We start from the raw sequence: 12,191 nt of genomic DNA, 5'->3' as shown, positions 1-12,191 counted from the left end.
GTTTGTCCTAGTTCCGCAATGTCACAAGATACGCCACGATATCCTCGATCTGTTCCGCCGACAGGATCGGCTTGCCGCGCCACGAGGCGCCGACACGCGTGAGCCCGTCGACGCGATAGTAGGACGGCATGATCGTCGCCGCATTGAGATGCGATGCATCGACAAGCCGGAGCCGCAACTGTCCTTCCGACCAGCGGCTGCCGCTGCCAGTGAGGTTCGGCGCGAGGTCGCCCTGGAACGCCTGCTCGGGAAATGGGCCGCTGTGGCAGAGGATGCAAGTGGAGGAACGCTCGACGATCAGCGCGCGGCCGCGCGTTGCGTCACCCTTGGTTCCGGTCAGCGAGGCTGGAATTGCATCGCCGACCACGGTGTAGGGCAGCAGTTCCTCGGCGCCGGCGGCCGCGCAGACTGCGAGCAGCCCCGCAGCGAGAAGCACTGTGAGAGCGAGCCTAGCCAAAGGCGTCTCCCGTAATCGTCCTGAACCAGTCGATCGCCTGGTCGGCCTCGCGCTGACGCACCTCGCTCGGCGCGTCGACCGGGCTCGTGGCCACCTCCGCTTCGGCGTATTGATCTTCCTTGGGCTGATAGATGCCCTTCAGCGAGAAAGCGTAGCCGGGCGCGACCGTGTTGTAGCAGGCGCCGTCGAGCCGCGGCGTCTGCGGCGCCTTGCCTGCAAGTGAGCTCACGATCGCGGCCGCGCAGGCCCGGCCTTGCGCCGCCGCGGCGGAGGCCGATTTCGGAATGCCGCCGGCGATCGCGGCATCACCGATGACGTGGATATTGGGCACAAGCTTCGAGGCAAAGCTGACCGGATCGATCGGGCACCAGCCGGTGTGGTCGGCGGCGCCCGCGATCTCAGCGATCCGGCCGGCTCGCTGCGGCGGGATCACATTGGCGACCGCGGCGGTGTAGTTGCCGAAGTCGGTGACGATCTCGTTGGTCGCCGGATCGACCGACGTCACCCGTCCGCCTTGCGACAGTGCGATCCGCTCGATCATGCCGGGATAGAGTTCCGCCCAGGCTTTCTCGAACAGCTTCTGTTGCGAGTAATTGTCCTTGGCGTCGAGCACGAGGATCTTCGACTTCGGCTTCTTCGCCTTCAGGTAATGCGCGATCAGGCTGGCGCGCTCGCAAGGCGCGGGCGGGCAGCGCAACGGCGCGGCCGGCACCGCGATCACGACCAGGCCGCCATCGTCCATGGCTTCAAGCTGCTTGCGCAGCAGCAGGGTCTGCGCGCCGGCCTTCCAGGCATGCGGCATCTTCTCGGCGGCCACCTCGTCATAGCCGGAAAGGGCGTCAAAGCGCATGTCGATGCCGGGGGCCAGCACGAGCCGGTCATAGGGGAGCGCTGTGCCATCGGAGAGCGTGATGCTGCGCGCCTGCGCATCGACCTTCGCGGCCGCCTGTGCGGCGACCGTGATGCCGTCGGCGGCCACCTTGTCGTAGGTAAACTGCTGCGCGGAGAGTTCACGCAGGCCTGCGATCACCTCGTTGCTGAACGGACAGGCCGTAAAGGTCTTGTTCGGCTCGATCAGCGTAACCTGAAGCTTGGCATCGAGCCGCCGTAGCGCCCGCGCGCAGGCGGCGCCGCCGAAGCCGCCGCCGATCACCGCGATGCGCGGCGTGCCCTGTGCCAGTGCCGGACGCGCCAATGCCGCCGCTGCGACGACAGCAGCGCCACGGACCACATCCCTGCGCGTCGGACGACGCGTGACGGCCATGCACGAGAACCCGGAAAAGGAAGCGGCGGGTGGGGCCGCCGCTTCTGGTTTGATCAGGCGAAGGAGATGTTCTGGTTGCGCAGCGGGAAGCTGCGGATGCGCTTTCCCGTCGCGGCGAAATAGGCGTTGAGCACCGCCGGCGCCGCAACGCCGATGGTCGGCTCGCCGACGCCGCCCCAGAACCCGCCGCTCGGCACCATCACCGACTCCACCTTCGGCATTTCGTTGATGCGCATCGAGTTGTAGGTGTCGAAATTGGTCTGCTCGATGCGGCCGTCCTTCACGGTACAGCCGCCGTAGAATAGTGCGCTCAGGCCGTAGACGAAGGAGCCCGCGATCTGCCGCTCCACCTGCGCCGGATTGACGACATAGCCGGGGTCGGTGGAGGCGACGATGCGATGCACCTTGATCTTGCTGCCGTCGGTCACCGAGATCTCGGCGGCGCCGGCAACGTAGCTGCCATAGCCCATCACCTGCGCGATGCCGCGATAGACGCCCTGCGGCGCCGGCGTGCCCCAGCCGATCTTCTCGGCCACGGCGTTGAGCACGGCGAGATGCTTGGGGTGCTTGCCCATCAGCTTGCGGCGGAATTCGAGCGGGTCCTGGCCGACAGCCTGGGCCAGCTCGTCCATGAAGCATTCCAGGTAGATCGCGTTGTGATTGACGTTGACGCCGCGCCAGAAGCCCGGCGGGACGTGCGGGTTGCGCATCGCATGCTCGACCAGCAGGTTCGGCACCGAGTAGCCGATCGCGGCCTCGCCGGATTGCGCGACGCCCTGGAACGCGGCGGGGTCCATGCCGTTCTGCAGTGCTTCCGGGCGCACCGAGAACAGGATCGACTGACCCGACAGCCGGTAGTGCAGCGCGACCAGATTGTTGTCGGCATCGAACGCGCCGGTCAACTTGCACTGCGTGATCGGGTGATACTTGCCGTGCTGCATGTCCTCTTCGCGCGACCACAACAGCTTGATCGGCGTGCCCGGCATCTGCTTGGCGATCGCCACCGCCTGCCGGACATAGTCGGTCATGCCGCGCCGGCCGAAGCCGCCGCCGAGCATCAGCTTGTGCACGTCGACTTTCTCGGCGGGCAGGCCGGAGGCCTCAAGCGCCGCCGCGAATGCCGCCTCGCCATTCTGCGTGCCGCACCACACCTCGCATTTGTCAGGCGTGTAGAGCACGGTGGCGTTCATCGGCTCCATCGTGGCGTGGTTCTGGTAGGGATAGCTGTAGACCGCCTCCACCTTCTTGGCCGCGCTGGCGATGGCCGCCTTTGCATCACCGTTCTGGTTGCCGATGTAGGCCGGCTGCGCATTGTCGAGGCCTTCGGCGAGCCACTTCGCTATCGTCTCGCTGGAGATCTTTGCATTGTCGCCTTCATCCCAGACGATCGGCAGTGCATCCAGCGCGGTCTTGGCGTGCCACCAGGTGTCGGCGACGACGGCAACGGCGCTGTCGCCGACCGGCACCACCTTCTTGACGCCCTTCATGCCGGCGATCTTGGCTTCGTCGAAGCTCTTCACCTTGCCGCCGAACACCGGGCAGTCCTTGATCGCGGCGTTCAGCATGCCAGGCAGCTTGACGTCGATGCCGTAGGTCGTCTTGCCGGTGGTCTTGTCGACGGTGTCGAGCCGCTTCAGGCCCTTGCCGGCGATGGTCCAGTCCTTCGGGTCCTTCAACTTGACGTCGGCCGGCGGCTCGAGCTTGGCGGCGGCTTCCGCCACCTTGCCGTAGGTCGTCGTCTTGCCCGACGGCGTGTGGGTGATGACGCTGTTCGCGGCCTTGCACTCCGAGGCCGGCACCTTCCACTCATTGGCCGCGGCCTGGATCAGCATCACGCGCGCGGTGGCGCCGCCCTTGCGGACATAGTCCTGCGAACTGCGGATGCCGCGGCTGCCGCCGGTGGAGAAATCGCCCCAGGCGCGCTTGCGGGCGACGCTCTGGCCGGGCGTCGGATATTCGGTGGTGACCTTCGACCAGTCGCATTCCAGCTCCTCGGCGACGAGTTGGGCGAGGCCGGTGAGCGTGCCCTGGCCCATCTCGGAGCGCGCAATGCGGATCACCACGGTGTCGTCGGGCCGGATCACGACCCAGGCGTTGACTTCAGGGGCACCGTCCGCGGCCCGCACCACGGAGGGGCCGCCGAACGGAAGATCGAGGCCGAGCGCAAGACCGGCGCCGGCGGTTGCCGTGCCGATCACGAAGGCGCGGCGATTAAGTTTTGGCATGACGTGCTGGTTGAATTGCAGATTCATGGCTGCCTCCTCATGCGTTCGCGGCAGCATGGATCGCCTCGCGCACCTGCTGGAAAGTGCCGCAGCGGCAGATATTGGTGATGGCGTCGTTGATGTCGTCGTCGGTCGGCTTCGGGTTTTCTTTCAACAGCGCCGCGACGGCCATGATCATACCGCTCTGGCAATAGCCGCATTGCGGCACGTCGTTGGCGATCCAGGCGAGCTGCACCTTGTGCATCACGCCACCCGCCGCGAGGCCCTCGATGGTGGTGATGTCCTTGCCCGCCACTTCGCTCACCGTCACGCCGCAGGAGCGCATTGCGACGCCGTCGACATGCACGGTGCAGGCGCCGCATCGTGCAATGCCGCAGCCGTATTTGGTCCCCGTCAGTCCGACATTCTCTCTGATAGCCCACAGCAGTGGCGTGTCGTCTTCGACGTCTACATTGATTGTCTTGCCGTTGATTTTGAGGTTTGCCATCGCTTTCCCCTGAATGGTCCAATCCTCCGATCGGACTTCAGCGCGATGTTGGCCTTGGACCTGGAACGGTTCAAATCAAGAAACCGCGTTTGCAGCGCGAAAGTTGACGGCGCGGTGTTTGGTCGCGCCCCGCGCGCGCAACATGCCTGTCATGCCTTTTGCGGCGAAGCGACGGCTAACCGCAGGAAACTCATGACGCTGCCGAGCGCTGCAAATCCCGCACCCAGCGCCAGGGCGGCGGTGGCGCCCTCGCGATCGGCGAGTGCGAAGCAGAGTGCGGCGAGCGCAGCGCCGGTGGTCTGCCCGGTCAGCCGTGCGGTCGCAACGATGCTGCTGGCGCTGCCGCTGCGATGCGATGGCGCGCTCGACATGATCGCCTTCATGTTGGGGGTCTGGAAGAAGCCGAAACCGATGCCGCAGATCATGGTGCGCCAGACGATGTTGGCGATACCGGGCTCAGTCGGCAGGGTCGCGAGCAGCACCATGCCAAGGCCCAGCAGCAGCATGCCGATGCCGCCGAGGACGCCGGCCGGATAGCGATCCGACAGCCGGCCGCCGATCGGCGCCATGAAGGCGACCACCAGCGGCCAGGGCGTCATGAAGAAGCCGGTCTCGACCTGCGAGCGGTGCAGTACGTCCTCGAAGTAGAACGGCAGCGACACGAAGGCGAGGCCCTGCACGGCAAATGAGCAGACGGCGGTCGCGGCCGACAGCGCGAAGATCGGCCGGCGGAACAGGTCGATCGGCAGCATCGGCGCCGGATGATCGGCATGCCGCCGGGTCAGGATCCAGCCGAACAGGAGGGCGCCGGCAAACTCCGAGATGACGAGCGCAGGCGCGGTCTTGTGGGCGGCGCTGCCGATGCTGATGATGAAGAGCCCAAGACAGGCGCAGGCCAGCGCCGCACCGGCGAAGTCGAAGGCGTGGGTGGCGCGCGGCGTCTTCGGCAGCGTCTTCATGCCGATCAGCAGCGCAACGATGCCGAAGGGAATGTTGACGGCGAACAGCCAGGGCCACGGGCCGAGAGCGAGGATGCCGGAGGCGATGGTCGGCCCGAGCGACATGGCGCTCGCGACCACGAGCGCATTGTGGCCGAAGCCGCGGCCGAGCATCCGGCTCGGATAGACGAAGCGGACCAGCGCGGTGTTGACGCTCATCAGGCCGCTGGCGCCAAGCCCCTGCAAGGTGCGCGCGACCAAGAGGCTCGGCAGCGACCACGCCAGCGCACAGCCGAGTGACGCCAATGTGAACAGCAGGAGGCCGCCGACGTAGATCCGCTGGTGGCCGACGATTTCGCCGAGCGCGCCGAGCGGCAGCAGCGTCGCGACCAGGGCGATCTGGTAGACGTTGACGACCCAGACCACTTCGGCAGGGCTGACATGCAGATCGCTGGCGATCGCGGGCAGCGCGATGTTGGCGATCGCGGTATCGAGCGAGGCCATCGCCAGCGCCGTGAAGATCGCGGCCACCGCCCAGCGCCGCTGCTCCCAAGGCAATCCATCGGTGATCGGCGCCGCAGTCGCGCCTGACGTCGGGGTCTTCTCGAGCATGCCTGAAAACGTCTCCAGGCCGTGGTGTACTATGCCGGCATGCCGTTCCCCAGCCGCGCCGCTGCATGATGCGTATGCGAAGCGGCCTTGCCCGACGGTCAAGTGCCCCGGTGCGGCCCGAACAGATATCCCTCCATGGCGCGCAGCACCCGGCGACCCGCGGCGGCATGCGGCAGGTCCTGCTGGAGCGCATGGTCGATCATCGCGCGGCTGATCACGATCAGGTCCTCGATGACGTCTTCGTCGACCGGCCTCGCGATCTCGCGACGATGCCGCGCCAGCAGGGCCGCGACCAGATCCTTCAGCTCACGTGCGGCCGCGGGGGCGGCTGACGGCGGCCGCAGGCGGTCTTCCTCGGCCTCCAGGATTCGGTTGAGCCCGGCCCGCCCGGCATGCGCCTCGATCTGGGCGCGAACCACAAGGGTGAGGGACGCGGTCAAGTTCCTGCCCTCTGACCTTGCGACCGCATCCCGCACCTTCGCCAGCAGTGCATCCTCGAACTTGGCGATCAAGGCCAGCGTCAGTGCGTCCTTGTTGGGAAAGTACTGGTACACCGAGCCGACGCTGATGCCGCCGCGCTCGGCTACGGCATTGGTGTTGTAACCCTCGAGCCCGCGCTGCTCCAAAACGCGAGCCGCCGCCTCCAGAATGACCGCCACGGTTTCCCGGGAACGCCGTTGCTGCGGCTGTTTTCGGGCCTTCATGCGCCGTTTCGCCGGCATGCGGAGCCACTCCTGAAACGCGAGTCGTAGAATATGAGCAATTACTCACATTATGGTGCGAAAGGAGAACCAATCAATGGCAACACCGCAGCCCACTTCATCTTCCGTGCTTCCGGAACACGAGGACGATCCCCACACGTTTCACATATTCGTCATGGTCAAGACCACGCGGCACTGGCTCGATCTGAAGACCGAGCACCGTCTCGCGTTCCTGCAGGAGGAGGTGATTCCGCTGCTCCGGCGTCGTCCCGAGCTCAAGATACGCTGGTTCGAACCTGAGGCCTTCTCGACCAGGGCGACCGACGTCATGATCTGCGAAACAAGCGATCTCTCGGCCTGGGCGTGGTTTTGTGACCACCTGCGCGCCGGTCCGGACGTTTCCGGGCCGGCGCACTGATGGCTATTGAAGCGCCATTCCCGAGGTCTTGATCACGGTCGTCAGCTTCTGCTGATCGGCCTTCATCAGCGCGGCGAGCTCGTCGAGCGACATCGGCTTGCCCGGAATATTGGCGAGCGACAGCTGGCGCTGCACGTCGGGATTCTGCAATGCTTTGTTGATCGCCGCATTGATCTTCGCAAGCAGCGGCGCCGGCGTCGCGGCCGGCACGTAGATGCCGTACCAGGGAACGTAGGCGGCCTCGGCAAAGCCGGCCTCGGCGATCGTCGGGACGTCGGGCAGGTCGGGGACGCGCTTGTCGGTGAAGACCGCGAGCGGCTTGACGCTGCCGGCCTTGATGTGCGGCAGTGCAAGTTCGAGCGAGACGATCTCGAAATGCATCAGGTTGGTGATCAGGTCGATCAACGCCTGCGGCTGGCCCTTGTAGCCGACATTGGTCAGCTTGATGCCGGCGGCCTGAAACAGTTTTTGGGCGCTGAGGTCGATCGACGATCCGGTGCCGGGATTGCCGAAATTGAACTGTCCGGGCTGCTTGCGGGCGAGCTCGACGAATTCGCCGATGCTCTTCACCGGCATCGACGGATGCACCAGCGCCACGCTTTGATTCCAGACCGCGAGGCCGACGCACCTGAAGTCCCTTGCCGCGTTCCAGCCGGCGTCCTTGTAGAGATCCGGGTTGACCAGCAGCGCGGGTCCGGTGACGATCCAGGTGTAGCCGTCCGGCTCGCTGCGCGCGACGGCCGCGGTGCCGATATTGCTGTTGCCGCCGGGCCGCGCCTCCACCACGACGGTCTGCTTCCAGTCGCGGCCTACCTGCTCGGTCACCGCGCGCGCGACGATATCGACGATGCCGCCGGCAGGGTAGGGCACGATGATGTGGATCGGCCGGCTCGGATAATTGTCCTGCGCGTTGGCGCCGGCGCTAACCAGCAGGACGGATGCGATGGTCGCGAGCAGTCGAACGGCGGTTGCGATGCCGCGCATGTCTCCCTCCCCATATCTGCCGCATCGTCTGCGCGATGCGTACCTCTAATGCATGATCTCTCCGGAAAACCGCTTCACACTTTTCCGGACCATGCCCTAGTCGTTTGCCACCAGCGAGCGGATGCTGCGGGCGAGCCCGAGCATGCGCGGCCCGCATTCGCGCTCGATCTGCTCGGCGCTGAAGCGGAACGAGGGGATGCCGCAATTGACCGACAGGCACTCGCCGGTGGGTGTGCGATAGAGCGGGGCGGCGACGCCGAAGATCTCGCGCCGCCATTCGCCGAGCGAGACCGCAAAGCCGCGCTCGTTGCAGAGCTCGATGTCCGGCAGCGTGCGCCGTTCGACGTAGTCGAGTTCCTCAGGACGCTCGGCCTTCACGCGTGCGACATAGGCGTCGCGTTCGTCCTTCGTGAGCAGCGACAGCAGCGCGCGCCCGACCGCAGTCGGCGCCAGCGAAGAGACAAAGCCGACGTCAGGCACGTGCGGCACCGCGTCCGTAGTGCGCAGCGTTTCAACATAGATGAAGTCGAGCCCGAACGGCATCGCGATCGACACTGTGCCGCCGGTGTAGGCCGCGAAGTCGCGCATCAGCGGACGCGCGAGCTGACGGACCTTCAGCGACGACAGCACCGGATAGGCTGCGGCAAGCACGCCGAGCCCGAGCACGAAGCGGCCCTTGGCGTCGCGCCTGAGATAGCCGAGCTGCTCCAGCGTGTAGCTCAGGCGCGAGACGGTCGGCCGCGACAGGCCGGTGTGCTCGGCAAGCTCCGCATTGGAGAGCGGGCCAGTGTGGTTGCGGAAGGCGGCCAACAGATCGAGCCCGTGCGCCAGTGTGGTCGCAAAGGAGGGATCCGCCTGGGATTCGAGAGAGGACAATGCCACCATACGAAATAATGGGCTCAAATAGACAGATTTGTCAATATATCGAAATGAATTTGCAAATCGTTTCGAGATGGGTTTATCTCTCCTCCAAGAGACGGGAGGTGGCATGGATTTCGATCTGTCCGAACGGTCGGAGCGGTGGCGGAAAGATCTGTTGGCCTTCTTCGAGAAGGCGGTGCTGCCGCGCCATCGTGCGTGGCTCGACCATGTCCGCGTGCACAGCGACACGCCGCCCTTCATGGCCGAGCTGCAGCAACAGGCGCGCGCGGCGGGGCTGTGGAATCTCGGTCTGCCCGAACTGGCGGACGATGAACCGGGCACGCGCCTCTCCAATCTCGACTACGCGCCGCTGGCAGAGATCATGGGCCGGCTGTTCTGGGCGCCGGAGGTGTTCAACTGCCAGGCGCCCGACGTGCCGAACATGATCGCGTTGCAGGCCTGCGCGACCGCTGAGCAGAAGAAACGCTGGCTGGCGCCGCTGCTTAACGCCGAGACGCGCTCCGCCTTCGGCATGACCGAGCCCGATGTCGCCTCGTCCGATGCCACCAACATCGCAACGCGGATTGTGCGCGACGGCGACCACTACGTCATCAACGGCCGCAAATGGTTTATCACCGGTGCTGCGCATCCGCGCTGCAGCTTCCTGATCGTGATGGGCGTGACCGATGCCGGCGCCGAGCGCACCAGCCGGCATTCCTGCATCATCGTGCCGATGGATACGCCCGGCGTGCGGCTGGTGCGGCGGCTGCGCTGGATGGGTTGCGAAGATCATACAGCGCCGATCGGCGAGCTGGTGTTCGAGAATGTGTGCGTGCCGGTCGAAAATCTGCTCGGCGCCGAGGGCGAGGGTTTCAAGGTCGCGCAGATTCGGCTCGGCCCGGCGCGCATCCACCATTGCATGCGCTCGATCGGGCTCTGCGAGCTGATGATCGAGTTGATGATGGCGCGCGCCGCGGAGCGCAGCGCATTCGGGCGCACCGTGATCCAGTACGATACCGTCCAGCGCTGGATCGCCGAAGCCCGCGTCGAACTGGAGCAGGCGCGGCTGCTCGCCTGGCGCTGCGCCTGGCGGCTCGACCAGGCAGGCCATCACGGCGCCTGGCGCGACGTCTCGCTGATCAAGGTCGCGGTGCCCGCGATGCTGCAAAAGATCGCCGACCGCGCGATGCAGGTGTTCGGCGCGATGGGCGGCTCCGACGATACGCCGATCCACCAGGCGCTGGCGTGGGGGCGGCTACTGCGGATCGGCGACGGGCCCGACGAGGTGCATCTGAGGCAGATCTTCCGGATGGAGCCGATGCCGGACTGGTCGATCGCCAATTCGCCCTATCTTGCTGCACATCCCGCCTGAGCGGCGCTACAGTATCCACCGAATGATCCTGAAACGAGGCGCCCTTCCGATGACGATGACCGAGCAAGCCCGAGACGCAAAGCCCGCCGCGATCGACAAGGAGCGTCTGCGCCGGAAATATCAGGAGGAGCGCAACAAGCGGCTGCGTCCCGACGGCAATGACCAGTATCTCCAGATCAAGGGCCAGCTCGCGCATTATCTCGACGATCCCTACACGCCGGTGGTGGAGCGCGCGCCGAAGACCGACCACGTCACCTTCGCCTTCATCGGCGGTGGCTTTGCCGGGCTCGCCACTGCGGCGCGGCTGACCGAGGTCGGGGTGAAGGATGTCCGCATTGTCGAGAAGGGCGGCGATTTCGGCGGCACCTGGTACTGGAACCGGTATCCCGGCGCGCAGTGCGACACCGCGTCGATGGTCTACATGCCGCTGCTCGAAGAGACCGGCCACATGCCGACGGAGAAATACGCGCATGCGCCGGAAATCCTGGCGCACTGCCAGCGGATCGGCCGGCAGTTCAATCTCTACGACAATGCGCTGTTTCACACCGAGGTGACGAGCCTCGACTGGGACGCCGCGCAATCGCGCTGGATCATCCGCACCACCAGGGGTGATGCCTTCACCGCGCAATATGTCGGCATCGGCACCGGCCCGCTGCATGTGCCGAAATTGCCCGGCATTCCCGGCATCGAGCGCTTCAAGGGTCACTCGTTCCACACCAGCCGCTGGGATTACGACTACACCGGCGGCGATCCCCGGGGCGCGCTGATGGAGAAGCTTGCCGACAAGCGCGTCGGCATCATCGGCACCGGCGCAACGTCGGTGCAATGCATTCCGCACCTCGCGCGCGCCTGCAAGGAGCTCTATGTGTTCCAGCGCACGCCATCGTCGGTCGACGTACGCGGCAACGGCCCGATCGATCCGGACTGGTTCGCCGATATCGCGACACCAGGCTGGCAGCAGCGCTGGCTGGAGAATTTCACCGCCAACCAGGCCGGTGGATCGGCCGAGGAAGATCTGGTGCAGGACGGCTGGACCGATCTGTCGAAGCGAATCCGCGCCAAAGTCATGCTGCTGCCGCGCGAGCAGCGGACGGTGGAAAACATGCGGGCGGTGTTCGAGGATTCCGACTTCGAGAAGATGGAGGAGATCCGCAACCGCGTCGACAGCATCGTCAGCGATGCCGAGACGGCCAGAAACCTGAAGGCCTGGTACGGCCAGCTCTGCAAGCGGCCATGCTTCCACGACGCCTATCTTCAGGCGTTCAACACGCCGGGCACCCATCTGATCGATACCGACGGCAAGGGTGTCGAGGAGATTACCGAGAACGGGATCGTCGTCGCGGGCAAGGAATACAAGCTCGACTGCGTCATCTATGCATCCGGCTTCGAGGTGGGGACCGAATATCGCAGGCGCGCGGGCTTCGATCTGACCGGCCGCGACGGCATCAAGCTGTCGGAGCATTGGGCCGCCGGCATGCGCACCAAGCATGGCATCCACGTGCACGGCTTCCCCAACGTTTTCTTCGTGCAGCCGACCCAGGGCGCCAACCTCATTTCCAACGTGCCGCACAACCTGACGGAAGCGGCGCGGACCATCGCCCTGATGGTCGCTCATGCGCAGGACAATGGCTTCAAGGAAATCGAAGTCAGCAAGGAAGCCGAGGATCGCTGGGTCGAGCTGCTGCTGACCGCGGTCGGCCGGATGATCGGCGGTCCCGATTGCACGCCCGGCTACTACAACAATGAGGGACGCGAGCCCGGGCCTGCCGCCAAGCTCAATGTCGGCTATCCGGCGGGCGCGTTGGCTTACTTCAAATACATCGATGGCTGGCGCCGCAGCGGCCAGTTCGAAGGCGTGCAATTCCGCTGAGT

Annotated in this window: 11 protein-coding genes; 3 read left to right on the top strand and 8 right to left on the bottom strand. The window is 65.6% G+C overall.

Translation table 11 applies throughout. The features are described from left to right. Window positions 1-7: 7 nt before the first annotated feature. The 6 genes from soxX to ACVW1C_RS08090 form a co-directional block, all read right to left on the bottom strand. Window positions 8-436 carry a sulfur oxidation c-type cytochrome SoxX gene (soxX, locus tag ACVW1C_RS08115; protein ID WP_456763019.1) on the bottom strand — a complete coding sequence of 143 codons (429 nt, stop codon included), beginning with the start codon at window positions 434-436 and terminating at the stop codon, window positions 8-10. 13 nt (window positions 437-449) lie between these two features. Further along, window positions 450-1,721, bottom strand: coding sequence for an FCSD flavin-binding domain-containing protein (locus ACVW1C_RS08110; protein ID WP_456757966.1), 1,272 nt, complete (start codon window positions 1,719-1,721; stop codon window positions 450-452). A 53-nt stretch (window positions 1,722-1,774) separates the two neighbouring features. Continuing rightward, the gene (locus ACVW1C_RS08105; protein WP_456757965.1) at window positions 1,775-3,973 is read right to left on the bottom strand and encodes a molybdopterin cofactor-binding domain-containing protein; all 2,199 of its coding nucleotides are present in this window, start codon (window positions 3,971-3,973) and stop codon (window positions 1,775-1,777) included. A 10-nt stretch (window positions 3,974-3,983) separates the two neighbouring features. Then, window positions 3,984-4,433 carry a (2Fe-2S)-binding protein gene (locus tag ACVW1C_RS08100; protein ID WP_456757964.1) on the bottom strand — a complete coding sequence of 150 codons (450 nt, stop codon included), beginning with the start codon at window positions 4,431-4,433 and terminating at the stop codon, window positions 3,984-3,986. 149 nt (window positions 4,434-4,582) lie between these two features. Continuing rightward, a complete protein-coding gene (locus ACVW1C_RS08095; RefSeq protein ID WP_456757963.1) occupies window positions 4,583-5,983 on the bottom strand; it encodes an MFS transporter in 1,401 nt (466 codons plus the stop codon). A gap of 98 nt (window positions 5,984-6,081) precedes the next feature. Next, window positions 6,082-6,705 carry a TetR/AcrR family transcriptional regulator gene (locus ACVW1C_RS08090; protein ID WP_456757962.1) on the bottom strand — a complete coding sequence of 208 codons (624 nt, stop codon included), beginning with the start codon at window positions 6,703-6,705 and terminating at the stop codon, window positions 6,082-6,084. A gap of 76 nt (window positions 6,706-6,781) precedes the next feature. On the opposite strand from ACVW1C_RS08090, the gene ACVW1C_RS08085 reads away from it, so the two are divergent. Continuing rightward, on the top strand, window positions 6,782-7,102 hold the full coding sequence (locus ACVW1C_RS08085; protein WP_456757961.1) for a darcynin family protein: 321 nt from the start codon (window positions 6,782-6,784) through the stop codon (window positions 7,100-7,102). 3 nt (window positions 7,103-7,105) lie between these two features. Here the strand turns inward: ACVW1C_RS08085 and ACVW1C_RS08080 are convergent, their stop codons facing one another. Next, the gene (locus ACVW1C_RS08080; protein ID WP_456757960.1) at window positions 7,106-8,086 is read right to left on the bottom strand and encodes a Bug family tripartite tricarboxylate transporter substrate binding protein; all 981 of its coding nucleotides are present in this window, start codon (window positions 8,084-8,086) and stop codon (window positions 7,106-7,108) included. Window positions 8,087-8,182: 96 nt separating this feature from the next. Further along, the gene (locus tag ACVW1C_RS08075) at window positions 8,183-8,962 is read right to left on the bottom strand and encodes an IclR family transcriptional regulator (protein ID WP_456757959.1); all 780 of its coding nucleotides are present in this window, start codon (window positions 8,960-8,962) and stop codon (window positions 8,183-8,185) included. 112 nt (window positions 8,963-9,074) lie between these two features. Here ACVW1C_RS08075 and ACVW1C_RS08070 point away from each other — a divergent pair, with 112 nt between their 5' ends. Then, on the top strand, window positions 9,075-10,319 hold the full coding sequence (locus ACVW1C_RS08070; RefSeq protein ID WP_456757958.1) for an acyl-CoA dehydrogenase family protein: 1,245 nt from the start codon (window positions 9,075-9,077) through the stop codon (window positions 10,317-10,319). Between the two features lie 49 nt (window positions 10,320-10,368). After that, a complete protein-coding gene (locus ACVW1C_RS08065) occupies window positions 10,369-12,189 on the top strand; it encodes a flavin-containing monooxygenase (RefSeq protein WP_456757957.1) in 1,821 nt (606 codons plus the stop codon). The last annotated feature ends 2 nt before the right edge of the window (window positions 12,190-12,191 follow it).

Source organism: Bradyrhizobium sp. USDA 4011, from assembly GCF_054063415.1.
This window is presented reverse-complemented; position numbering and strand designations above follow the sequence as displayed.

Excerpts from the sequence above, each read along its gene's own strand:
- ACVW1C_RS08110 (WP_456757966.1), bottom strand. The coding sequence starts at position 1,721 with ATGGCCGTCACGCGTCGTCCGACGCGCAGGGATGTGGTCCGTGGCGCT.
- ACVW1C_RS08105 (WP_456757965.1), bottom strand. The coding sequence starts at position 3,973 with ATGAATCTGCAATTCAACCAGCACGTCATGCCAAAACTTAATCGCCGC.
- ACVW1C_RS08100 (WP_456757964.1), bottom strand. The coding sequence starts at position 4,433 with ATGGCAAACCTCAAAATCAACGGCAAGACAATCAATGTAGACGTCGAA.
- ACVW1C_RS08095 (WP_456757963.1), bottom strand. The coding sequence starts at position 5,983 with ATGCTCGAGAAGACCCCGACGTCAGGCGCGACTGCGGCGCCGATCACC.
- ACVW1C_RS08090 (WP_456757962.1), bottom strand. The coding sequence starts at position 6,705 with ATGCCGGCGAAACGGCGCATGAAGGCCCGAAAACAGCCGCAGCAACGG.
- ACVW1C_RS08085 (WP_456757961.1), top strand. The coding sequence starts at position 6,782 with ATGGCAACACCGCAGCCCACTTCATCTTCCGTGCTTCCGGAACACGAG.
- ACVW1C_RS08080 (WP_456757960.1), bottom strand. The coding sequence starts at position 8,086 with ATGCGCGGCATCGCAACCGCCGTTCGACTGCTCGCGACCATCGCATCC.
- ACVW1C_RS08070 (WP_456757958.1), top strand. The coding sequence starts at position 9,075 with ATGGATTTCGATCTGTCCGAACGGTCGGAGCGGTGGCGGAAAGATCTG.
- ACVW1C_RS08065 (WP_456757957.1), top strand. The coding sequence starts at position 10,369 with ATGACGATGACCGAGCAAGCCCGAGACGCAAAGCCCGCCGCGATCGAC.